16 protein-coding genes and 1 tRNA gene are annotated in these 22,498 nt (G+C 70.9%); 2 read left to right on the top strand and 15 right to left on the bottom strand.

Going from position 1 to position 22,498, the window contains the following annotated elements; genetic code table 11:
- Window positions 1-254: 254 nt before the first annotated feature.
- From CRP51_RS08200 to CRP51_RS08145, 12 genes are all read right to left on the bottom strand, one after another.
- Window positions 255-4,154 carry a DNA-directed RNA polymerase subunit beta' gene (locus CRP51_RS08200; protein WP_097230380.1) on the bottom strand — a complete coding sequence of 1,300 codons (3,900 nt, stop codon included), beginning with the start codon at window positions 4,152-4,154 and terminating at the stop codon, window positions 255-257.
- Window positions 4,155-4,247: 93 nt separating this feature from the next.
- Complete coding sequence (rpoB, locus tag CRP51_RS08195) at window positions 4,248-7,733, bottom strand: DNA-directed RNA polymerase subunit beta (RefSeq protein ID WP_097230379.1); 3,486 nt, start codon at window positions 7,731-7,733, stop codon at window positions 4,248-4,250.
- A 485-nt stretch (window positions 7,734-8,218) separates the two neighbouring features.
- Window positions 8,219-8,605: a 50S ribosomal protein L7/L12 gene (rplL, locus tag CRP51_RS08190; RefSeq protein ID WP_097230378.1), complete on the bottom strand. Its 387-nt coding sequence runs from the start codon at window positions 8,603-8,605 to the stop codon at window positions 8,219-8,221.
- A gap of 108 nt (window positions 8,606-8,713) precedes the next feature.
- A complete protein-coding gene (gene rplJ, locus CRP51_RS08185; RefSeq protein WP_097230377.1) occupies window positions 8,714-9,268 on the bottom strand; it encodes a 50S ribosomal protein L10 in 555 nt (184 codons plus the stop codon).
- A 287-nt stretch (window positions 9,269-9,555) separates the two neighbouring features.
- The gene (locus tag CRP51_RS08180; protein ID WP_097230376.1) at window positions 9,556-10,482 is read right to left on the bottom strand and encodes an SCO4651 family lipoprotein; all 927 of its coding nucleotides are present in this window, start codon (window positions 10,480-10,482) and stop codon (window positions 9,556-9,558) included.
- Between the two features lie 152 nt (window positions 10,483-10,634).
- Entirely contained in the window at window positions 10,635-11,351 is a 717-nt protein-coding gene (gene rplA / locus CRP51_RS08175) for a 50S ribosomal protein L1 (RefSeq protein WP_097230375.1), read from the bottom strand.
- Window positions 11,352-11,434: 83 nt separating this feature from the next.
- Window positions 11,435-11,869, bottom strand: coding sequence for a 50S ribosomal protein L11 (rplK, locus tag CRP51_RS08170; RefSeq protein ID WP_097230374.1), 435 nt, complete (start codon window positions 11,867-11,869; stop codon window positions 11,435-11,437).
- A gap of 157 nt (window positions 11,870-12,026) precedes the next feature.
- Window positions 12,027-13,730: a VWA domain-containing protein gene (locus tag CRP51_RS08165; RefSeq protein WP_170970467.1), complete on the bottom strand. Its 1,704-nt coding sequence runs from the start codon at window positions 13,728-13,730 to the stop codon at window positions 12,027-12,029.
- A complete protein-coding gene (locus CRP51_RS08160) occupies window positions 13,727-14,947 on the bottom strand; it encodes an AAA family ATPase (RefSeq protein ID WP_097230373.1) in 1,221 nt (406 codons plus the stop codon). Before CRP51_RS08160 ends, CRP51_RS08165 begins: the two co-directional genes overlap by 4 nt.
- A gap of 234 nt (window positions 14,948-15,181) precedes the next feature.
- Window positions 15,182-15,970, bottom strand: coding sequence for a transcription termination/antitermination protein NusG (nusG, locus tag CRP51_RS08155; RefSeq protein ID WP_097230372.1), 789 nt, complete (start codon window positions 15,968-15,970; stop codon window positions 15,182-15,184).
- Window positions 15,971-16,012: 42 nt separating this feature from the next.
- Window positions 16,013-16,276, bottom strand: coding sequence for a preprotein translocase subunit SecE (gene secE / locus CRP51_RS08150; protein WP_245880473.1), 264 nt, complete (start codon window positions 16,274-16,276; stop codon window positions 16,013-16,015).
- An 81-nt stretch (window positions 16,277-16,357) separates the two neighbouring features.
- Window positions 16,358-16,430: transfer RNA gene (locus tag CRP51_RS08145), tRNA-Trp, on the bottom strand.
- 176 nt (window positions 16,431-16,606) lie between these two features.
- On the opposite strand from CRP51_RS08145, the gene CRP51_RS08140 reads away from it, so the two are divergent.
- Both CRP51_RS08140 and CRP51_RS08135 read left to right on the top strand, forming a co-directional pair.
- Window positions 16,607-17,857: a pyridoxal phosphate-dependent aminotransferase gene (locus tag CRP51_RS08140; RefSeq protein WP_097230370.1), complete on the top strand. Its 1,251-nt coding sequence runs from the start codon at window positions 16,607-16,609 to the stop codon at window positions 17,855-17,857.
- Window positions 17,858-17,964: 107 nt separating this feature from the next.
- Window positions 17,965-18,984: an adenosine deaminase gene (locus CRP51_RS08135; protein WP_097230369.1), complete on the top strand. Its 1,020-nt coding sequence runs from the start codon at window positions 17,965-17,967 to the stop codon at window positions 18,982-18,984.
- A 150-nt stretch (window positions 18,985-19,134) separates the two neighbouring features.
- Here CRP51_RS08135 and CRP51_RS08130 read toward each other — a convergent pair whose 3' ends face one another.
- The 3 genes from CRP51_RS08130 to CRP51_RS08120 form a co-directional block, all read right to left on the bottom strand.
- Window positions 19,135-20,190, bottom strand: coding sequence for a UDP-N-acetylmuramate dehydrogenase (locus tag CRP51_RS08130; protein ID WP_097230368.1), 1,056 nt, complete (start codon window positions 20,188-20,190; stop codon window positions 19,135-19,137).
- A gap of 74 nt (window positions 20,191-20,264) precedes the next feature.
- Window positions 20,265-21,737: an MFS transporter gene (locus CRP51_RS08125; RefSeq protein WP_097230367.1), complete on the bottom strand. Its 1,473-nt coding sequence runs from the start codon at window positions 21,735-21,737 to the stop codon at window positions 20,265-20,267.
- 91 nt (window positions 21,738-21,828) lie between these two features.
- Window positions 21,829-22,425 (bottom strand): TetR/AcrR family transcriptional regulator, encoded by a 597-nt coding sequence (locus CRP51_RS08120; protein ID WP_245880445.1) that lies wholly within the window; start codon window positions 22,423-22,425, stop codon window positions 21,829-21,831.
- Between the last annotated feature and the right edge of the window lie 73 nt (window positions 22,426-22,498).

The following is a 22,498-nucleotide window of genomic DNA, read 5'->3' as shown; positions in this document are numbered from 1 at the left end:
CGGACTTCCGTTCTCCCGCCGGGAGCGTCAGGAAGTGGTTGCGGACCCCGGAGTTCCGACTGCCGCTGAAAAAGCGCAGGGAACACCCCAGGCACAAGGTCAGAGCGTACCCAGCGCGGTGCCCCGGGTCAAAACGATCTAGGTTTGGTGATAGGGGGCCGGGCCCGGCCGCCCCGCCGCCCCGGCCGAACGCCTCTTGACGGCCGGCGGCCGGGGCGAAGTACTCGCCCCGGCCGCCGGTCTGTTCGCCCGAATCAGCCCTGGTAGGGGCCGTAGTCGTAGTCCTCCAGCGGGACCGCCTGGCCGGAGCCGGTGCCGAAGGGCGAGTAGTCGATGTCGTCGTAACCGACGGCCGAGTACATCGCGGCCTTCGCCTCCTCGGTGGGCTCCACCCGGATGTTCCGGTAACGGGAGAGCCCCGTGCCGGCCGGGATGAGCTTACCGATGATCACGTTCTCCTTGAGGCCGATCAGCGAGTCCGACTTGGCGTTGATCGCCGCGTCGGTGAGCACCCGCGTCGTCTCCTGGAAGGACGCCGCCGACAGCCAGGACTCGGTGGCCAGCGACGCCTTGGTGATACCCATCAGCTGCGGACGGCCGGAGGCGGGGTGCCCGCCCTCGGCCACCACGCGGCGGTTCTCCGACTCGAACTTGGAGCGCTCCACCAGCTCGCCCGGCAGCAGCTCCGCGTCGCCGGACTCGATGATCGTCACCCGGCGCAGCATCTGCCGGACGATGATCTCGATGTGCTTGTCGTGGATGGCCACACCCTGCGAGTTGTAGACCTTCTGGACCTCGCCCACCAGGTAGACCTGCACCGCGCGCTGGCCGAGGATGCGCAGCACGTCGTGCGGGTTGGCCGCGCCGACGGTCAGCGGCTGGCCGACCGTGACGTGGTCGCCCTCGCCCACCAGCAGCCTGGAGCGCTTGGAGACCGGGTAGGAGGTCTCGTCGGAGCCGTCGTCCGGCGTGACGATGACCTTCTTGGTCTTCTCCGTCTCCTCGATCCGCACCCGGCCGGCCGACTCGGAGATCGGCGCGACGCCCTTCGGGGTACGGGCCTCGAACAGCTCGACCACACGCGGCAGACCCTGCGTGATGTCCTCACCGGCCACACCACCGGTGTGGAAGGTACGCATCGTCAGCTGGGTGCCGGGCTCACCGATGGACTGGGCCGCGATGATGCCGACGGCCTCGCCGATGTCCACCAGCTTGCCGGTGGCCAGCGAACGCCCGTAGCACATGGCGCAGGTGCCGACGGCCGACTCGCAGGTGAGCACGGAACGGGTCTTGACCGTCTCCACGCCGTGCCGGACCAGCTCGTCGATCAGCACGTCGCCCAGGTCGGTGCCGGCCGGGGCCAGCACCTTGCCGTCGACGGTGATGTCCTCGGCGAGGCAGCGGGCGTAGACGCTGCTCTCCACGTCCTCGGCCTTGCGCAGCACGCCGTCCGCACCGACGGAGGCGATCGTCAGCTTGAGGCCGCGGTCGCTGCCGCAGTCCTCCTCGCGGATGATCACGTCCTGCGAGACGTCCACCAGACGACGGGTCAGGTAACCCGAGTCGGCGGTCCGCAGCGCGGTGTCGGCGAGACCCTTGCGGGCACCGTGCGTGGAGATGAAGTACTCCAGCACCGTGAGGCCCTCGCGGAAGGACGCCTTGATCGGCCGGGGAATCGTCTCGTTCTTCGCGTTGGACACCAGACCACGCATACCGGCGATCTGACGCATTTGCATCATGTTGCCGCGCGCACCCGAGTCGACCATCATGAAGATCGGGTTGGTCTTCGGGAAGTTGTCGCTCATCGCGTCGGCGACCTCGGCCGTGGCCTTGGTCCAGATCGCGATCAGCTCCTGCGTCCGCTCGTCCTTGGTGATCAGGCCGCGCTCGTACTGCTTCTGGACCTTCTCGTCCTGGGCCTCGTAGTCGGCGATGATCGTCTTCTTCGCCTCGGGCACCACGATGTCGGAGACGGCCACGGTGACACCGGACCTGGTGGCCCAGAAGTAGCCGGCCGACTTGAGGTTGTCCAGCGCCGCCGCGACCACGACCTTGGGGTAGCGCTCGGCCAGGTCGTTGACGATCCCGGAGAGCTGCTTCTTGCCCACGGACTGGTCGACGAACGGGTAGTCCTCCGGCAGCAGCTCGTTGAAGAGCGCGCGGCCGAGGGTGGTGCGCAGGCGGAAGCTCTCCCCCTGCTGCCACTCCGGCTCGCCCTCCTCCGGCTCCGGCGGGGTCCAGCCGCGGGGCGGGACGGTGCCGAGCGGGAAGCGGATGTCGATCTTCGCCTGGAGCGACAGCTCGCCGGCGTCGAACGCCATGATCGCCTCGGCGGTCGAGGCGAACGACCGGCCCTCGCCGCGGATCTCGCGCTCCTCCTCGTCGGTGGTGAGGAAGAAGAGCCCGAGCACCATGTCCTGGGTGGGCATGGTCACCGGGCGGCCGTCGGCCGGCTTGAGGATGTTGTTCGAGGACAGCATCAGGATGCGGGCCTCGGCCTGCGCCTCGGCCGACAGCGGCAGGTGCACGGCCATCTGGTCGCCGTCGAAGTCCGCGTTGAACGCGGTGCAGACCAGCGGGTGGATCTGGATGGCCTTGCCCTCGACCAGCTGCGGCTCGAACGCCTGGATGCCCAGCCGGTGCAGGGTCGGCGCGCGGTTCAGCAGCACGGGGTGCTCGGCGATGACCTCTTCGAGGACGTCGTACACCACCGTGCGCTGACGCTCGACCATGCGCTTGGCCGACTTGATGTTCTGCGCGTGGTTGAGGTCGACCAGCCGCTTCATCACGAACGGCTTGAACAGCTCCAGCGCCATCGCCTTCGGCAGACCGCACTGGTGCAGCTTCAGCTGCGGGCCGACGACGATCACGGAACGGGCCGAGTAGTCGACGCGCTTGCCCAGCAGGTTCTGCCGGAAGCGGCCCTGCTTGCCCTTGAGCATGTCGGACAGCGACTTCAGCGGACGGTTGCCGGGACCCGTGACCGGGCGGCCGCGCCGGCCGTTGTCGAAGAGCGCGTCAACGGCCTCCTGAAGCATCCGCTTCTCGTTGTTGACGATGATCTCGGGCGCGCCCAGGTCCAGCAGGCGCTTCAGCCGGTTGTTCCGGTTGATGACGCGGCGGTACAGGTCGTTCAGGTCGGAGGTCGCGAAGCGGCCACCGTCCAGCTGCACCATCGGACGCAGGTCCGGCGGGATCACCGGGACGCAGTCCAGCACCATGCCGCGCGGGCTGTTGGAGGTCTGGAGGAACGCGGAGACGACCTTCAGCCGCTTCAGGGCGCGGGTCTTCTTCTGGCCCTTGCCGGTGCGGATGATCTCCCGCAGCCGCTCGGCCTCCTCGGTGAGGTCGAAGGTCTCCAGCCGCTTCTGCAGCGCGGCGGCGCCCATCGAGCCGTCGAAGTAGGTGCCGAAGCGGTCGCGCAGCTCGCGGTAGAGCAGCTCGTCGCCCTCCAGGTCCTGGACCTTGAGGTTCTTGAAGCGGTTCCACACCTCGTCGAGCCGGTCCAGCTCACGCTGGGCGCGGTCGCGCAGCTGCTTCATCTCGCGCTCGGCGCCCTCGCGCACCTTGCGGCGGACGTCCGCCTTGGCGCCCTCGGCCTCCAGCTCGGCGAGGTCCGCCTCCTGCTTCTTGGCCCTGCCCTCCAGGTCGGCGTCGCGGCGCTGTTCGATCTGCTGCCGCTCCACCGAGATGTGGGCCTCGAGGGACGGCAGGTCGCGGGTGCGACGCTCCTCGTCCACGTAGGTGATCATGTAGGCGGCGAAGTAGATGACCTTCTCCAGGTCCTTCGGCGCCAGGTCGAGCAGGTACCCCAGGCGCGAGGGCACGCCCTTGAAGTACCAGATGTGGGTGACGGGGGCGGCGAGCTCGATGTGGCCCATCCGCTCACGGCGCACCTTGGCACGGGTCACCTCGACGCCGCAGCGCTCACAGATGATGCCCTTGAAGCGGACGCGCTTGTACTTGCCGCAGTAGCACTCCCAGTCCCGGGTGGGGCCGAAGATCTTCTCGCAGAAGAGGCCGTCCTTCTCGGGCTTGAGGGTGCGGTAGTTGATGGTCTCCGGCTTCTTCACCTCGCCGTGAGACCACTGACGGATGTCGTCAGCCGTCGCCAGGCCGATCCGCAGTTCGTCGAAGAAGTTGACGTCGAGCACTCTCGTCAATCCCTCTCAGGGTCGTGTCAGTCAATGGTCTGTCGGGGTCCGGGGGGAGCCGGGGCACGCGGTGGCGCGCCCCGGCCTGGCCCGTCAGACCTCTTCGACGCTGCTCGGCTCCCGCCGGGACAGGTCGATGCCGAGTTCCTCCGCGGCGCGGAAGACATCCTCGTCGGTGTCACGCATCTCGATGGACATGCCGTCCGAGGACAGCACCTCCACGTTCAGGCAGAGCGACTGCATTTCCTTGATGAGCACCTTGAAGGACTCGGGGATCCCGGGCTCCGGAATGTTCTCGCCCTTGACGATCGCCTCGTAGACCTTGACCCGGCCGGTGACGTCGTCGGACTTGATGGTCAGCAGCTCCTGGAGGGCGTAGGCGGCGCCGTACGCCTCCAGCGCCCACACCTCCATCTCGCCGAACCGCTGACCACCGAACTGCGCCTTACCGCCGAGCGGCTGCTGGGTGATCATCGAGTACGGGCCGGTGGAGCGGGCGTGGAGCTTGTCGTCCACCAGGTGGTGCAGCTTCAGGATGTACATGTACCCGACGGAGATCGGGTCCGGGAACGGCTCGCCGGAGCGGCCGTCGTAGAGCCGCGCCTTGCCGGAGGGCAGGACCAGGCGGTCGCCGTCGCGGTTGGGGATGGTGGAGCCGAAGAGGCCCGCCATCTCGTCCTCGCGGGCGCCGTCGAAGACCGGGGTGGCCACGTTGGTGCCCGGCGCGACGTCGTCGGCGCCGATGGAGGCCAGCCGCCGCTGCCACTCCTCCTCCAGGCCCTCGACCTTCCAGCCCTGGGAGGCCAGCCAGCCGAGGTGGATCTCCAGCACCTGTCCCGGGTTCATCCGGGAGGGGACGCCCAGCGGGTTCAGGATGATGTCGACCGGGGTGCCGTCCTCCATGAACGGCATGTCCTCGACCGGCAGGATCTTGGAGATGACGCCCTTGTTGCCGTGGCGGCCGGCGAGCTTGTCACCGTCGGTGATCTTGCGCTTCTGCGCGACGTAGACCCGCACCAACTGGTTGACGCCGGGGGGCAGCTCGTCGCCCTCCTCGCGGTCGAAGACGCGGACCCCGATGACCTTGCCGGTCTCGCCGTGCGGCACCTTCAGCGAGGTGTCGCGGACCTCGCGGGCCTTCTCACCGAAGATCGCGCGCAGCAGCCGCTCCTCCGGGGTCAGCTCGGTCTCACCCTTGGGGGTGACCTTGCCGACCAGGATGTCGCCGGCCTCGACCTCGGCGCCGATCCTGATGATGCCCCGGTCGTCGAGGTCCGCGAGGACCTCCTCGGAGACGTTGGGGATGTCGCGGGTGATCTCCTCCGGGCCCAGCTTGGTGTCCCGGGCGTCGACCTCGTGCTCCTCGATGTGGATCGAGGAGAGGACGTCGTCCTGCACCAGACGCTGGGAGAGGATGATCGCGTCCTCGTAGTTGTAGCCCTCCCACGGCATGAACGCGACCAGCAGGTTCTTGCCGAGCGCCATCTCGCCGGCCTCGGTGGACGGGCCGTCGGCGATCACCTGGCCGGTGACCACGCGGTCGCCCTCCTCGACCAGGACCTTCTGGTTGAACGAGGTGCCCTGGTTGGAGCGGTGGAACTTGGCCAGCCGGTGGGTGACGTGGGTGCCGTCGTCGTTCTGCACCGAGATGTAGTCGGCGGAGACGTCGGAGATCACGCCGTCCTTCTCGGCCTTGACCACGTCGCCCGCGTCCACCGCGGAGCGGTACTCCATGCCGGTGCCGACCAGCGGGGACTCCGCCTGGAGCAGCGGCACGGCCTGGCGCATCATGTTGGAGCCCATGAGCGCGCGGTTGGCGTCGTCGTGCTCCAGGAACGGGATCATGGCCGTGGCGACCGACACCATCTGGCGCGGCGAGACGTCCATGTAGTCGACCTCGGTGCCGGCCACGTAGTCGATCTCGCCGCCGCGGCGGCGGACCAGCACCCGGGACTCGGCGAAGCGGTACTCCTCCGTCAGCGGCGCGTTGGCCTGCGCGATGACGAAGCGGTCCTCCTCGTCGGCGGTCAGGTAGTCGACCGAGTCGGTGACGACGCCCTCGGTGACCCTGCGGTAGGGGGTCTCCACGAAGCCGAACGCGTTCAGCCGGCCGAAGGCGGCCAGCGAACCGATCAGACCGATGTTCGGACCCTCGGGGGTCTCGATCGGGCACATGCGGCCGTAGTGCGAGGGGTGCACGTCACGGACCTCGAGGCCGGCCCGCTCACGGCTGAGGCCACCGGGGCCCAGCGAGTTCAGGCGGCGCTTGTGGGTCAGACCGGAGAGCGGGTTGGTCTGGTCCATGAACTGCGACAGCTGGCTGGTGCCGAAGAACTCCTTGATGGAGGCGACGACCGGCCGGATGTTGATCAGGGTCTGCGGCGTGATCGCCTCGACGTCCTGGGTGGTCATCCGCTCGCGGACGACCCGCTCCATCCGGGCCAGGCCCGTGCGGACCTGGTTCTGGATCAGCTCGCCGACGTTGCGCAGGCGCCGGTTGCCGAAGTGGTCGATGTCGTCGGTCTCCACCACGATGGTCTGACCGCCGGCGACGACCGTCTCGGTCTCGCCCGCGTGCAGCCGCACCAGGTACTTGATGGTGGCGACGATGTCCTCGACGGTGAGCACGCCGGCGTCCAGCGGCTCGTCACCGCCCAGCTTCTTGTTGATCTTGTAGCGGCCGACCTTGGCCAGGTCGTAGCGCTTCGGGTTGAAGTAGAGGTTCTCCAGGAGGGTCTGCGCGGCCTCGCGCGTCGGCGGCTCGCCCGGGCGGAGCTTGCGGTAGATGTCGAGCAGCGCGTCGTCCTGCCCCTGGGTGTGGTCCTTCTCCAGGGTGGCGCGCATGGACTCGTACTCGCCGAACTCCTCCAGGATCTGGTCGGAGGTCCAGCCCAGGGCCTTCAGCAGCACGGTGACCGACTGCTTGCGCTTGCGGTCGACCCGCACGCCGACCATGTCGCGCTTGTCGATCTCCATCTCCAGCCAGGCGCCCCGGGAGGGGATGATCTTGGCGGAGAAGAGGTCCTTGTCCGAGGTCTTGTCGATGCTGCTGTCGAAGTAGACGCCCGGGGAGCGCACCAGCTGCGAGACGACCACGCGCTCGGTGCCGTTGATGCAGAACGTGCCCTTGTCGGTCATCAGCGGGAAGTCACCCATGAAGACCGTCTGCGACTTGATCTCGCCGGTCTCGTTGTTGGTGAACTCCGCCGTGACGAACAGCGGGGCGGCGTAGGTGAAGTCCCGCTCCTTGCACTCGTCGATCGAGTTCTTCGGGGGCTCGAAGCGGTGGTCGCGGAACGTCAGGGACATCGAGCCGGAGAAGTCCTCGATCGGGGAGATCTCCTCGAAGATCTCCTCCAGACCCGACTTCGTCGGAACCTTCTGTCCACTCTCCAGCGCGGCCTCGACGCGGGCCTTCCAGGCGTCATTGCCGAGCAGCCAGTCAAAGCTCTCGGTCTGCAGCGCAAGGAGATTGGGAACCTCTAGCGGCTCCTTGATCTTCGCGAAAGAGACACGCAGCGGTGCCGTGCTGGTGCCGTTGTTCAGGTCGTTCGTCGAGGCGTTGCGCGAGGCGGCCAAGAGGGGGTCCTTCCGAGGGCTCGGACTCTCTGCGCGCGTGCCGGCCCCCAAGGTGACGGGCAGGAGGCAGCTAGGCAGCGCAAAGGGTCAGTGTAGCCACAAGACCCACTGATGTCCAACGCCCCTACCTGTCAAACGAGGAGCCACCCTCATCCTTCTTCTTCTGCACCGCCGCCGCCGGCCGCCTCGAAGGCCGGCAACGAACCCGTCTGCCGCATCACTTCCCGCCTCGCCACGGTTCCATGCCTCGGATCACGGATCGATCGGCGCGCGACCAGAGAATCGCGCGAGTGCCCCGGTTCGTCAAGGCCCCTACTCCACCGCCACCCGACACGGGCATCACCCGGAGGAGGCCGAAGATCACCATACCCGTCGCGGCGCCTCGGGCAAGGAGGCGTCCCGCGCGAACGCCAGAGGGCGACCACCCGTGCGGGTGGTCGCCCCTGGTAGGACCCTCTGCGAGGGAGGAGTGAGTGACGCGGAGGTCACTTCACCTCGACGGAGGCGCCAGCGCCCTCCAGCGACTCCTTGGCCTTGTCGGCGGCCTCCTTGTTGACCTTCTCCAGGACGGCCTTCGGGGTGTTGTCCACCAGCTCCTTGGCCTCCTTCAGACCCAGGGAGGTCAGCTCGCGCACGACCTTGATCACCTGGATCTTCTTGTCGCCCGCACCGGTCAGGACGACGTCGAACTCGTCCTTCTCCGGCTCGGCCTCGGCGGCGGCACCCGCGCCACCCGGGGCGGCGACGACGGCGGCCGGGGCGGCGGCCTCGACGTCGAACTTCTCCTCGAACTTCTTCACGAAGTCGGAGAGCTCGATGAGGGTCATCTCGGCGAACTGCTCAAGCAGTTCGTCCTGGCTCAGCTTCGCCATGATGGCGTCCTTCCACTTGAGTCGGCTGTCGCCGGTTGAACGTGTGACGCGGGCGGGCCGCCCGCGAGCGAGGCCCCCCGGGGACGGGGAGACACGTGCTCCCCGTGGTTACTCGGGGGCGTCGGTGGCCGCCGGCGCGCCGGCACCACCCTGCTCGACCTTGTCGCGCAGCGCGTCCGCGGTGCGGACGAACTTCGTGAGCGGCGCCTCGAAGGTGGCGGCGGCCTTGGCCATCGACGCCTTCATGCCGCCGGCGAGCTTGGCGAGCAGAACCTCGCGCGACTCAAGGTCGGCGAGCTTGATGATCTCCTGGGCGTCGAGCGGCTTCCCCTCGAGGACACCGCCCTTGATGACCAGCGCCGGGTTGTTCTTGGCGAAGTCACGCAGGCCCTTCGCCACGTTGACCGGGTCACCGGTCACGAAGGCGACGGCGGTGGAGCCCTTGAGGTGTTCGTCCAGCCCGCTGACCCCGGCCTCGTTGGCCGCGATCTTGGTCAGCGTGTTCTTCGTCACGCGGTACTGGGCGTTCTCACCGAGCGTGCGGCGCAGCTCCTTGAGCTGAGCCACGGTGAGCCCCGTGTAGGCGGTGACCACAGCCGCGTTGGACGCCTCGAAGCGCTGCTTGATCTCCTCGACGACCGCGCCCTTGTCGGAACCAGCCATAACCTCGGCCCTCCTTCCGGTTCTTCCGCAGGTGTACAGCAACCGCGGCAGAAGGGTCCGACAAACGAAAACGCCCTGGCGCAGGCGCTCAGGGCGGTCACGCACGGAACGAGCCCATGCGCGTACTTCCACGAAACACCTGCGCGGGTCGCCGCGTGAGCGGTCCTTCGGCCGCCCCGAACCCGAAGGGCTCGCGGCGACAACCAGCGGTCTCTGGCTTTACGTGGAGAGTACGCGAGGCGTTCTCCGTCAGGCAAATCCGGTCCGGGGCCGCCGCCCCGGGGGCCTCAGAGCTCGGCGCCCATGTCGGCCAGCAGCTCCATGAAGTCCAGGACCGCGTCGGCCGGCGGGGCGTCGACGGAGACGTCCGTGTTGAAGTCCGAGTAGCGGACCTCGTACTCGACCGGGCCCTCGACGGTGTCGTAGCTCTGCCGGACCTGCACCGGCATGTCGTCGCCGTCGATCCAGACGTCTATGTCGTAGCTCTCGATGCCCTGCTGCTCCATCGCCGCCACCAGCTGCTCGACCTCCTCCTCGGTCAGCAGCTCGGTGACGCCGCCCTGGTCGCCGGCGACGGCGTCCTCGATGGTGACGGTGCCGGCGTAGTGGCGGGTCTCGACGCCGTTCAGCGTCTCCTCGCCGACCTCCTCGATGCCCGGGGAGTTCAGCAGCAGGCCCATCTGCTGGGCGGGGTTCTGGTTGGTCGACTCCAGCCCCATGGTCATGGCGTCGGCCATGGCGGGGTCGCCGGCCTCACCGGCGATCTCGGCGACCGCGTTCAGGTCCATGGAGAGCCACTCCCGGCCGTCCATCTCGGCGCCGAACTCCGGGCCCATGTGCATGTACATGACGTCGTCGATCCAGCGGACCGCGACCTCCTCCGGGGCGCCGGGGGTGCTCGCCAGCTCGCCGCCGGAGGTCGTCATCTCCATGGTGAGCGTGGGGTCCCAACTCATCACGCCCTCCAGGGTCATCTGACCGCCGGCCGCCTCCGGGGCGTTCATCTCGCCCTCGAACCTGGCGGACCGCACGTCGGCGGTGTTCTCCGCCGCGGCCTGGAGCGCCTCGACGGTCCCGGCCCCGTCGCCGCCGCCGTCGGACCGGGAGTCGCCGCCGTGGGACGACTCCTCCTTCTCGTCCCCGCCGCAGGCGGCGGTCCCGGCGAGCAGGGCCACCCCGGCGACGCCGGTGACGATGCGGTAAGCGAAACGCATGGTTCCCCCAAGTGTGCGAAAACTGCGATCTGTTGCTGCTCCCCCGGTCCCCCCAGCCTAGGGAGCGGGCGGGTACACGCGAGACGTCCGCCCCGGTTCTGTGACAGAACCGGAACGGACGTCGAGGTCAGACACCACGCGGGTGCGCGTGCTCAGACGAGGGCGTCCTCGGCGAGCAGGTTCCGCGTGCGGTTGGGGTCGATCGGCACGCCGGGACCCATGGTGGTGGAGACGACGGCCTTCTTCAGGTACCGCCCCTTCGCCGCGGACGGCTTCAGGCGCATGACCTCCTCCAGCGCGGCGGCGTAGTTCTCCACCAGCTGCGTCTCGTCGAACGACACCTTGCCGATGACGAAGTGCAGGTTGGCGTGCTTGTCCACGCGGAACTCGATCTTGCCGCCCTTGATCTCGGTGACGGCCTTGGCGACGTCGGGGGTGACGGTGCCGGTCTTCGGGTTCGGCATCAGACCGCGGGGGCCGAGCACCCGGCCGAGGCGGCCGACCTTGCCCATGAGGTCGGGGGTGGCCACGACGGCGTCGAAGTCGAGGCGCCCGCCGGCGACCTCGTCGATCAGCTCGTCCGAGCCGACGATGTCGGCTCCGGCGGCCTCCGCGGCCGCCGCACGGTCACCAGTGGCGAAGACCAGGACCCGGGCGGTCTTGCCGGTGCCGTGCGGCAGGTTGACGGTGCCGCGGACCATCTGGTCGGCCTTGCGGGGGTCGACACCCAGCCGCATGGCGATCTCGACGGTCGAGTCGAACTTGGCGGTCGCCGTGTCCTTGGCGAGCCGAACGGCCTCGAGCGGGCTGTAGACGCGGGTCTTGTCGACCTTGGCGTCCGCGCCACGGAGGCTCTTGCTGCGCTTCACTGCTGCTCCAGGGAAAGTCGTGTGGTGTGGAGTCGTGGTCCGGGCCAGCGCCTGGCCCTGCCACGGATCGAACGGGCGGTGCGTCAGCCCTCGACGGTGACGCCCATGGACCGCGCGGTGCCGGCGATGATCTTCGCGGCGGCGTCCAGGTCGTTGGCGTTGAGGTCGGGCATCTTGGTGGTGGCGATCTCGCGGACCTGGTCGGCCGTGATCTTGGCGACCTTGGTCTTGTGCGGCTCGCCCGAGCCCTTCTCCACACCGGCGGCCTTGAGGATCATCTTGGCGGCGGGCGGGGTCTTGGTGACGAAGGTGAAGGAACGGTCCTCGTAGACCGTGATCTCCACCGGGATCACCCAGCCACGCTGCGACTCGGTGGCCGCGTTGTAGGCCTTGCAGAACTCCATGATGTTGACGCCGTGCTGGCCGAGCGCCGGACCCACGGGCGGCGCGGGGTTGGCCGCGCCGGCCTGGATCTGGAGCTTGATCAGCCCGGTGACCTTCTTCTTCTTGGGAGGCATGTGCTCTCTCCGGGTCCTTGACGAGAGGTGATCGGCCCACGGCCGCCGCCGTCGGAACGGGCCGGACCGGCAGGGACCGGCGGTGGGCATACCGCACCACGGTAGCGGGTGGCACCCCGGGCCCAAAATTCGGGCCCGCGCTCCCGACCTCCGACGTTCAGATCGCGCGGAAGAGGTCGGCGGCCGAGTGGACGTCGGTGAGGTCCTCGACGCGGCGCAGGTTGTCGCACAGCGCGTCCAGCACCGAGTCGGCCCCGGCGGCTCCCGGGGCGCCGACGGCCACGCCGAAGAGGCGGAAGCCCAGTCGGCGCTTGGCCTCGCGCCACTCCCGCGTCCACTCCTCGGTGACGGCGCACTCGTCGTCGGTGATCAGCACGATGTCGCCGCGTGCGCGGGCCACGTCGTCGTACTCCCGCTCCAGCTCCTCGACGGCCGCGGTCAGCGGCGTCCGGCAGTCGGTGCCCCCGCCGAGGAAGGTCTCGGCGAACTCCACGACCAGGCCGGTGGCGACCCCGGCGTCGGCCGGGAAGCGGAAGACCCGCACCTGGTCGGCGGCGGAGAACACGATGCCGACGAAGTCGCGCCGGGCGTGGCGGGCCTGGTCCAGCAGGGCGAGGGCGCATCCCTTGGCCCACGCCTCCCTGGTGACGCCGCCCGGCCCGGCGGTGTACATGGAGTGCGAGGTGTCGACGCAGGCGACGATCGCGCCCCGGCCGGTGGGCGCCTCGCCCTGGTGGTCGTAGAGCATCAGCTCGCCGGCGGCGTAGCGGGCGGCGAAGACCGCGCGCAGCGCGGGCAGGCCGAGGTTGGCCAGCTCGGAGGGGAGGACGCGGGACAGGTCGTCGCCGAGGGTGACGCCGACGAGCTCGCCCGAGGTGTCGCGCACCCGCTGGGCGCGCTCGCCCTCGGCCATCCGCCGGAAGCGGCCGATCAGGTCGGCCCACCGCGCGAGCCGGCTGGTGCCGAGCCGGCCGGCGAGGCGCAGGCGCTGGTCGAACGGCATCCGCGCGCGCTCCGCCGGCTCGACGCCCCACGCCCGCAGCAGCGCGGCCTCCTCGCGCGCGAGCGCGACGGCCCGCGCGGTCGCGGCGTGGGTGGCGGCGCGGACGCCGGGCGCCACCGCCTCCAGCGCCCGCGCGGCGCGGCGGGCCGCCTCCAGGGAGGCGGCCTCGGCCGCCTCGGCCGCCTCGACGGCCCGCCGCACGGCGTCCCGCGCGGGGTCGGCGTCATCCCCCTCGACCGCGCCGGCTCCGTCCGCGCCGTTCGCCTCCCCCGCGCCGGCTCCGTCCGCCGGACCGTTCTCGTCCACCGCGCGCCTTTCGCCCGCCGCGCCGGCGGCCTCCCGGAGGGCGTCGGCCACGGCGGCGGCCGCGTCCCCGGCGCTCCGCCCGGCCTCGCCCGCCCGCTCGGCCAGGCTCCGCGCCTGCCGGGTGTGCTCCAGCATCCGGCGCAGCTCCGGCGCCAGGGCGAGCACGGCGAGGGCGGCGGCGTAGGGGTCGCCGGCCGTCGTCCGGCGCAGCTCGTCCAGGTCGGGCGCCTCCGTCAGCGCGGTGACGACCTGGTGGTTGACCCAGCGGGACGGGTCCATCTCGCCGCGCTCGCGCAACCGGGGCCTGGTGGCCTGGTAGGCGGCCAGGAAGACGTCCGTCAGCAGGTCGTCCGCGCCCTCGTGGCGTGCCTCCAGCTCCTCGGCCAGCTCGCGCGGCGCCGACGCCAGCGCGCGGGTGTCGTGCCAGGTCATGAGGTCGAACCGGTCCGCCACCACGACGCCGGTGTGCCGGGGCGCGGTGGCGGCGGAACGCGCCAGCCAGATCCCGCACCCGGCGACCAGGGGGTCGCCTCCGGCCGGGGTCCGGCTCACGGTGCCTTCCCGTTCCGCCCGGACTCGGCCCGCACCATGCTCGTGTCCAGGCCCAGGGCCTCGGTGAGCACCCGGGCCCGGACGGCGTGCTGGCGGTCGGTGACCCGGTCGACGGTGGCGGTGGAACGGCCGGCGCGCTCGGCCTCGCCGCGCAGCCGCTCCAGCCGCTTTCCCGCGACGGCGAGCTTGTGGTGGGCCTCCCTGATCACCCATTCGCTCAGCGCCTCGCGGGACTGTCCGGCCATGGACTCCAGCCTGGCCTCCAACGCGTCGAGGCCGGCGGCCACGTCGAGCGCCTCCCGGGCGTCGGGGTTGACCAGCTGGAGCACCTCGCGCTCGACGGTCGGGCGTTCGTCGGGGGAGTTCCACAGCACATGGGTCAGCACCGACAGGTCGGCCTCGGCGGCCGTCGGGCGGCCGTCCAGGTAGGCGGACGCCTGGACGAGGCGCACCGCCTGCCGCCAGCGGCGGTCGGAGGCGACCAGTTCCCGGCGGCGCAGGGCGGCGCGCAGCGCGCAGAACGCGTCCACGACCGTGTCGGGGACCTCGACGGCCGGGACGTCCTCCGTCACGGCGTGCTGTAACGCGGCCAGCTCCACCGTCGTCCGCGCCGGCGGCGCCGGGCGGCTGACGGCGGAGCGGACCAGCGCGGCGAAGTGCGAGGGGTCCTCCAGGTAGCCGACCTCGATGCGCACCAGCAGCCGGTCGTAGATCGCCGCCGCGTCGTCGCCGCCGGGCAGCTCGTTGCTCGCCGTGATGGCCGCGATCAGCGGGCAGCGGATCGGCTCGCCGCCGTTCTCCGGGTGGTAGATGCGCTCGTTGAGATAGCCCAGCGTCTCGTTCAGCGCCGCGGTGGAGCACTTGAAGATCTCGTCGATGAACGCGACGTGCGCGGTGGTGGCGCGGCCGTCGTAGACCTGGCGGTACTCGCCGCGAGCCAGCGCGGCGACGTCGATGGGGCCGAACATCCGTGTCGGAGCGGTGAACTTCGACAGGAGGATCTCCCAGTACGAGGCCCCCTCGACCCGGCCGGTGAGCTCGCGGGCGAGCTCGGACTTCGCCGTTCCCGGCGGCCCGAGCACCAGCGAGTGCTGCCCGGCCAGCAGCGCCACCACCAGCGTCCGCACGACGTCGTCGCGCTCGTAGAACCGGTCCGACAGCTCACCGGTGATCGCCCGCAGCCTGGCGGCCGTGTGCCGCGTGTCCTGTGCGTCCAACGCCTCGACTCCCTCCTCGCCCCTGCCCTCTCGGGCCGCCGGGGCGGACCGGGCCCCGGGCCGGGGCGAGCGGAGGGGACACCGCTCGCGTCGACCGCGCCGGTCCGGCACCAGCCGGCCAGCAGCGATCATGCCCGCAGCGGTGTGTGCGGCGGAAGAACGGGTGCCTCTCGGAACGGAGGAGGGCCGGGGCGCTCCGGCCCGGAACGCGCGACGGGCCGGAGCGGCGCGACGTCAGTTCTTCTGGATCTGGTCGAAGCTCAGCTCGACCGGGGTCTCGCGGCCGAAGATCTCCACCAGGCCCTTGACCTTCTTGGAGTCGGCGTTGATCTCGTTGATCGTGGCCTGGAGGGTGGCGAACGGGCCGTCGGTGACCGTGACCGAGTCGCCGACCTCGAAGTCCAGGACCTGGACCTCGACGCGGCGGCCGGCGCTGGGGGCGCCCTCTGCCGCGGCCTCGGCGGCGGCCTGCTGCTCGACCTCGGGGGCGAGCATCTTGACGATCTCGTCGAGGGTCAGCGGGTACGGGTCGTAGGCGTTGCCGACGAAGCCGGTGACGCCCGGGGTGTTCCGCACGACGCCCCAGGACTCGTTGGTCAGGTCCATGCGGACCAGCACGTAGCTGGGGAGCTTGTTCTGCTTGATGGTGCGGCGGTCGCCGTTCTTGATCTGGACGACCTCCTCCTGCGGCACCTCGACCTGGAAGATGTAGTCCTCGACGTTGAGCGAGACGGCGCGCTGTTCGAGGTTGGTCTTCACGCGGTTCTCGTAGCCCGCGTAGGTGTGGATCACGTACCACTCGCCGGGGAGGGTCCGCAGCTCCTCGCGGAGCGCGGCGACCGGGTCGACCGGCTCCGGGGCGGCCTCCGCCTCGGCGGGCTCGTCCTCGGCGGGCTCGGCAGCCTCTGCCTGCTCGACATCGCCGGGCGCGGCGTCCGCCTCGACCTCGTCGCGGACCTCGTCGCGCGCGGTGGCCTCGTCCTCGGTCTCGGGGGAGGCGTCGTTCAGGTTCGGGTCAGACACGGTAGCTGCTTCTTCCTGACTTTCGTTACGAGGGATGGCGCATCAGCCGAAGACGTACTCGATGACTCGGCTGAATCCCCAGTCAAGCACGGTCAGGATGCAGATGACGACGACGACGAAGACGATCACCGCTGTCGCGTACGTCGTCAGCTGCCTGCGGGTGGGCCAGACGACCTTGCGCAGCTCCGCGACGACCTGCCGGTAGAAGAGCGCGAGCTTGCCCAGCGGACCCCTCTTGGCCCGCCGGCCACGACGGCCGGCGCCGCCCTCGCCCCGGGGTTCCGGCGCCTCAACGGAGTCCGTGATCCCAGCCACTCGTCCTCACCCGATCCCGGTCATGGTCATAAGCCGCCCGGCCACCCGGACGGCTCTTTCACTTTCGTGCAGCAGGGCCGGAGGGACTTGAACCCCCAACCGCTGGTTTTGGAGACCAGTGCTCTACCAATTGAGCTACGACCCTTTACCGTGTGGCCCGGACAACCTACCGCATCCGGCGCCACCGCTGAGGAGTGTACGTGCTCAAAGGCCGGGCGTCGACCGGGAAGTGCCGGGCGTTCCGGTGCGACGGGTGTGACGTATGGGGCATCCCGCGCAACTCACGTGCCGCCCCGCGCGGCCGTCTGGAACGATGCACCCATGAGTGCCGCAACCCCACCCCCTGCCCAACCGCCCGTCGCACCGCCGGCCCAGCGCCGGGTATCCGCGCGGATCGGCGCCATCTCCGAGTCCGCGACGCTGGCCGTCACCGCCAAGGCCAAGGCGCTGCGCGCCGCCGGGCGGCCCGTGATCGGATTCGGTGCCGGCGAGCCGGACTTCCCGACCCCCGACTACATCGTCGCCGCGGCCGAGGCCGCCTGCCGGGAGCCGCGCTTCCACCGCTACACCCCGGCCGGTGGGCTGCCGGAGCTGAAGGACGCGGTCGCGGCCAAGACGCTGCGGGACTCCGGTTACCAGGTCGAGGCCAGCCAGGTGCTGATCACCAACGGCGGCAAGCAGGCGATCTACGAGGCGTTCGCCACCCTGCTCGACCCGGGCGACGAGGTGATCGTCCCCGCGCCGTACTGGACCACCTACCCGGAGTCGATCCGGCTGGCCGGCGGCGTGCCGGTCTTCGTGGACACGGACGAGACCAGCGGCTATCTGGCGACCGTCGAGCAGTTGGAGGCGGCCCGCACGCAGCGCACCAAGGTGCTGCTCTTCGTCTCGCCGTCCAACCCGACCGGCGCGATCTACTCGCCCGAGGAGACCAGGGCCATCGGCCAGTGGGCGGTCGACCACGACCTGTGGGTGCTCACCGACGAGATCTACGAACATCTGGTCTACGGGGACGCCCAGTTCAGCTCGATGCCGACGCTGGTGCCCGAGCTGGCCGACCGCTGCGTGATCGTCAACGGCGTCGCCAAGACCTACGCCATGACCGGCTGGCGGGTGGGCTGGGTCGTCGGCCCGCGCGACGTGATCAAGGCGGCGAGCAACCTCCAGTCGCACGCGACCTCCAACGTGAGCAACGTCGCCCAGGCCGCCGCGCTGGCCGCCGTCTCCGGTGACCTGGACGCGGTGGTGCGGATGCGCGAGGCGTTCGACCGGCGCCGCACCACCATCGTGCGGATGCTCAACGAGATCGAGGGCGTCGACTGCCCCGAGCCCAAGGGCGCGTTCTACGCCTACCCCTCGGTCAAGGCACTGCTCGGCCGCGAGATCGGCGGCCAGCGGCCCTCCACCACGCTGGAGTTGGCCGAGGTGCTGCTGGAGAAGGCCGAGGTCGCCGTGGTGCCGGGTGAGGCGTTCGGCACCCCCGGGTATCTGCGGTTCTCCTACGCGCTGGGCGACGACGACCTGGTCGAGGGCATCTCCCGGATCCAGAAGCTGCTGGCCGAGGCCCGCTGAGGCCCGGCGGGGGCCGGCCCGAACACGGGCTCGGGCCGGCCCCCGCGCGGTGGACCGGCGCGGCGCCCGGGTTTGGGCGCGCCGGCCTGGTACGGCAAGATCCTGGGATGGCTCGTGTTCGTGATCTGAAGTCCCTCCCGAAGGCGCATCTGCACCTGCACTTCACGGGGTCCATGCGGCCCGCGACCCTGCTGGAACTGGCGGACAAGTACGGCGTCCACCTGCCCGAGGCGCTGCGCGGCGGGGAGCCACCGCGGCTGCGGGCCACCGACGAGCGGGGCTGGTTCCGCTTCCAGCGCCTCTACGACCTGGCCAGGTCGTGCCTGCGCGAGCCGGAGGACATCCAGCGGCTGGTGCGCGAGGCGGCGGAGGAGGACGTGCGGGACGGCTCGCGCTGGCTGGAGATCCAGGTCGACCCGACCTCCTACGCGCCGCGACTCGGCGGGCTGATCCCGGCGCTGGAGATCATCCTGGACGCGGTGCGCACCACCTCGCGGGAGACCGGCCTGGGGATGCGGGTGCTGGTCGCGGCGAACCGGATGAAGCACCCGCTGGACGCGCGCACCCTGGCGCGGCTCGCGGTGCGCTACCGCGACCAGGGCGTGGTCGGGTTCGGGCTGTCCAACGACGAACGCCGGGGGTTCGCCCGGGACTTCGACCGCGCCTTCACGATCGCCCGGGAGGGCGGGCTGCTGGCCGCCCCGCACGGCGGTGAGTTGGCGGGACCGGTGAGCGTGCGGGACTGCCTCACCGATCTGGGCGCGGCGCGGGTGGGGCACGGGGTGCGGGCGGTCGAGGACCCCGCCGTGCTGACCAGCCTCGCCGAGGCGGGGGTGGCCTGCGAGGTCTGCCCGGCGTCCAACGTGGCGCTGGGGGTGTACGAACGCCCGGAGGACGTTCCGCTGCGGAGGTTGTGGGACGCGGGGGTGCCGATGGCGCTGGGCGCCGACGACCCGCTGCTCTTCGGCTCGCGGCTGGCCGCGCAGTACGAGATCGCGCGGCTGCACCACGCGTTCACCGACCACGAACTGGCCGAACTGGCCCGCCAGTCCCTGCGGGCCTCGGCGGCTCCGGAGGACGTGCGGGCGAAGACGATGGTCGAGATCGACGCCTGGCTGGCGGGGTGATCCGCTGACCGGCCCGGTCGGCCTTCCCTCAAGCCGCCCACCGACGTGGCAGGGGCGCGGGGAACCGCGCGGGCAATCACCCGCCGGGGCGCGCACGACAACCCGCCCGCGCGACGCGCACGCGTGGTCGCCTCCTCCAAGCGCCGCGGGTCAGAGCGATGTGCCCACCAGGACCGGTTCGTTGACCAGGGTGACGCCGAACGCGGCGTGGACGCCGTCGCGGACCTCGCGGGCGAGGGCGAGGAGGTCGGCCGTCGTGGCCTCGCCCCGGTTGGTCAGCGCCAGCGTGTGCTTGCCGGAGATGCGGGCCGGACCGGTGCCGTAGCCCTTGGTGAAGCCGGCGCGGTCGATCAGCCAGGCGGCCGAGGTCTTGGTGTGGCCGTCGGGGGCCGGGTAGGCCGGCGGCTCCGCCTCGGGGCCGAGCCGCTCGACCGCGCGGCGGCGGAAGGCGGCGAAGGCGTCGGCGTCCAGCACCGGGTTGGTGAAGAAGGAGCCGGCGGACCAGGTGTCGTGGTCCTCCGGGTCCAGCACCATGCCCTTGCCGGTGCGCAGCTTCAGCACGGCCTCCCTGGCGTTGGCCAGCGGCACCCTGCCGCCCTGCTCGACACCGAGCAGCCGCGCGGTCTCGGCGTAGCGGATGGGGGCCGAGAGGCCGCCGGCGTCCTCCAGCTCGCAGCGGACGCGCAGCACGACGAAGCGGTGCGGCTCGGCCTTGAAGCGGCTGTGGCGGTAGGCGAAGCCGCACTCCTCGCCGGTGAGCGTGACGGTCTCGTCGGTCTCGCGGTCGTAGGCGACGACCTCGGTGATCACCGAGGAGACCTCCTGCCCGTAGGCGCCCACGTTCTGGATCGGGGTGGCCCCGGCGGACCCGGGGATGCCGGCCAGGCACTCGACGCCGGCCAGGCCGGCCTCCACCGTGCGGGCGACGGCCGCCGACCAGTTCTCCCCGGCGGCCAGCTCCAGGCGGGTGCCGTCCAGCCGGACCCCGGTGGTGGCGAGGCGCAGCGCGGTGCCGCGGAAGCCGCTGTCGGCGACGACCAGGTTGCTGCCGCCGCCGATCAGCAGCAGCGGTCGGCGCTCGGCGTCGGCCCGGCGGACGGCCTCGACGATCTCCTCGTCGGTGGTCGCGGTCAGCAGCCGGTCGGCGGGCCCGCCGAGGCGGAGGGTGGTCAGCGGCGCCAGCGGGGCGTCAGGAGTCTCCAGCACCCCGCCACCATACGAGACCGTCCCGCCCGTGACCGGCCCCCTCCGCCGGGCACGGGCGGGACGCCCGCCCGCCGTCAGGCGGCGGCGGCGACCGGAGCGGGGGCGTCCGGCTCGGCGGGCGTCGCCGGAGGCTTCGCGGAGCGGCGGGGCACCAGCAGCATCAGGACCGCCGCGGCGAGCAGCAGGACGGTACCGACCCAGAGCGCGGGCACCAGCCCGTCGGTGAACACCTGGTGCGTCTCGTACCCGCCCCGGCTGGCGAAGACCGAGGCGAGCACGGCGACTCCGAGGGCGCCGCCGACCTCGCGGAGCGCGTTGTTCACCCCGGAGGCGATGCCCTCCTCCTGGGGGCGGACCGAACTCATCACCATGGCGCCGGTCGGGGCGAAGAACATGGCCATGCCCGTGCCGCTGAGGACGAACGCCGGTATCTGGGAGGCGTAGCTCACGCCCGGCTCGGCCAGGACGGCGAGCCAGCCGAGACCGACGGCCATCAGCGTCATGCCGGTGGCGACCACCGTGCGGCCGCCTATCCGGTCGGTGAGGGCGCCGGCCAGCGGGGCGACCAGCAGGGTCATCCCCGTCCACGGCAGCATCCGCAGCCCGGCCTCGGTGGGCGAGTAACCCTGGACCAGCTGGAGGAACTGGGTGAGCAGGAAGATCGAGCCGAACATGCCGGCGAACATCAGCAGGCTCGCCCCGTTGACCGCGCTGAAGGCGCGGGAGCGGAAGAGGCGCATGGGCAGCATCGGGGTCGCGGTGCGCAGCTCCCAGCGGACGAAGGCGATCAGCAGCAGTCCGCCGAGGACGAAGCCCGCGAGCACCGGGCCCGAGGTCCAGCCGTGTTCGTGTCCCCGCACCAGGGAGAGCACGACGCCGAAGAGGCCGCCGCTGACCAGGGCCGTGCCGACCAGGTCGAGCCGGCCGTCGCCGCCCCGGCTCTCGGCCAGCCGGTGGTGGGCCAGCGGGATCAGGGCGAGGCCGATCGGGACGTTGAGCCAGAAGATCCACTGCCAGGTGAGGTGCTCGGTGATGGCCCCGCCGACCAGCGGGCCCGCGGCGACGGCCAGGCCGTTGACCGCGCCCCAGATCCCGAACGCGGCGCCGCGCCGCTCCCTCGGGACGGCGGCCGAGATCAGGGTGAGGCTGAGCGGCATCAGGATGGCGGCGCCGGCGCCCTGGAGGGCGCGGGCCGCGATCAGCTCGCCCGTCGAGCCGGCGAGCGCGGCGCCCGCCGAGGCGGCGGTGAAGAGGGCGACGCCGATGCCGAAGACCCGTCGGCGCCCGAAGCGGTCGCCGAGCGCGGCGCCCAGCAGCAGCAGGCAGGCGAACGGCAGGGTGTAGCCGTTGACGATCCACTCCAGGTCGGAGAGCTTCCCGCCGAGGTCGTCCCTGAGCACCGGCAGCGCGGTGGTGACCACCAGGTTGTCCAGGGCGGCCATGAAGGTGGCCGCGCCCACGATCAGCAGCGTCCATCCGACGCTGCCCCGGCCTCCCGCTCCCGGTGGCCTCTTCCGCTCCTCGTCCCGCGCGACGTCGTGCGCCATGATCCCCTCCGAGTGGAAAATTAGTGATCGGTCAATAAGTTTTGAGGACACACGTGTCCCCGGCCCTGGAAGGACTCAACGGGACGCCGGGTCAGCCGGCCGCGCCGGACCCGCCCTCCTCCGCGCCGGAGAGATGGTCGAAGACGGTCAACGTGTCCCAGACCCGGTGCCCCTCGGGGAACCCCATCGAGAGGGTCACGTTGATCAACATGCCGACACTGAAGAAGTCCCTGGTGAGAACGGGGTCACCACCGAAGCGGCCCTGTATCCCGTCCCACAGCTCCGCCCACAGGTCGCGGATCTCGGAGGCGAACTCCTCGTCCCCCTCCGCCTCCCGCGCGCTGACCGCGACATACATCTGCATCTGGAAGAGCAGGTCGCTGCGGTCGGAGATCATCGGGAAGTACGCCTTGCACATGGCGGCGTGGGCCTCCTCGGGCCCCAGCCCCCCGGCGGCCTCCTCGAACCGCCGCCGCAACCGCTCGATGGAGTGGCGCGCGGCGGCCAGGAAGATCGCCCGCTTGTCCGGGAAGAGCCGGAAGAGATACGGCTGGGAGACCCCCACCCGCTTGGCGATGGACGCCGTCGTCGTGCCCACGTACCCGGCGCGGCCGAACTCGACCACCGCCGCGCGGATCACGCTCTCGCGCCGCTCCTCGGCCGACATCCGGCCGCTCTCCCGTGCCATACGAGTAAGTTATTGAGCAATCACTAGCCTGTCAACCCCGGGCCGGAGCACCCGCGTTCCGGCCCGGGGCGCC

The organism is Streptomyces zhaozhouensis, from assembly GCF_900230195.1.
GTDB classification, from domain to species: Bacteria; Actinomycetota; Actinomycetes; order Streptomycetales; family Streptomycetaceae; genus Streptomyces; species Streptomyces zhaozhouensis.
The sequence above is the reverse complement of the archived record's forward strand: the minus strand, read 5'-3'. Positions and strand labels throughout refer to the sequence as shown.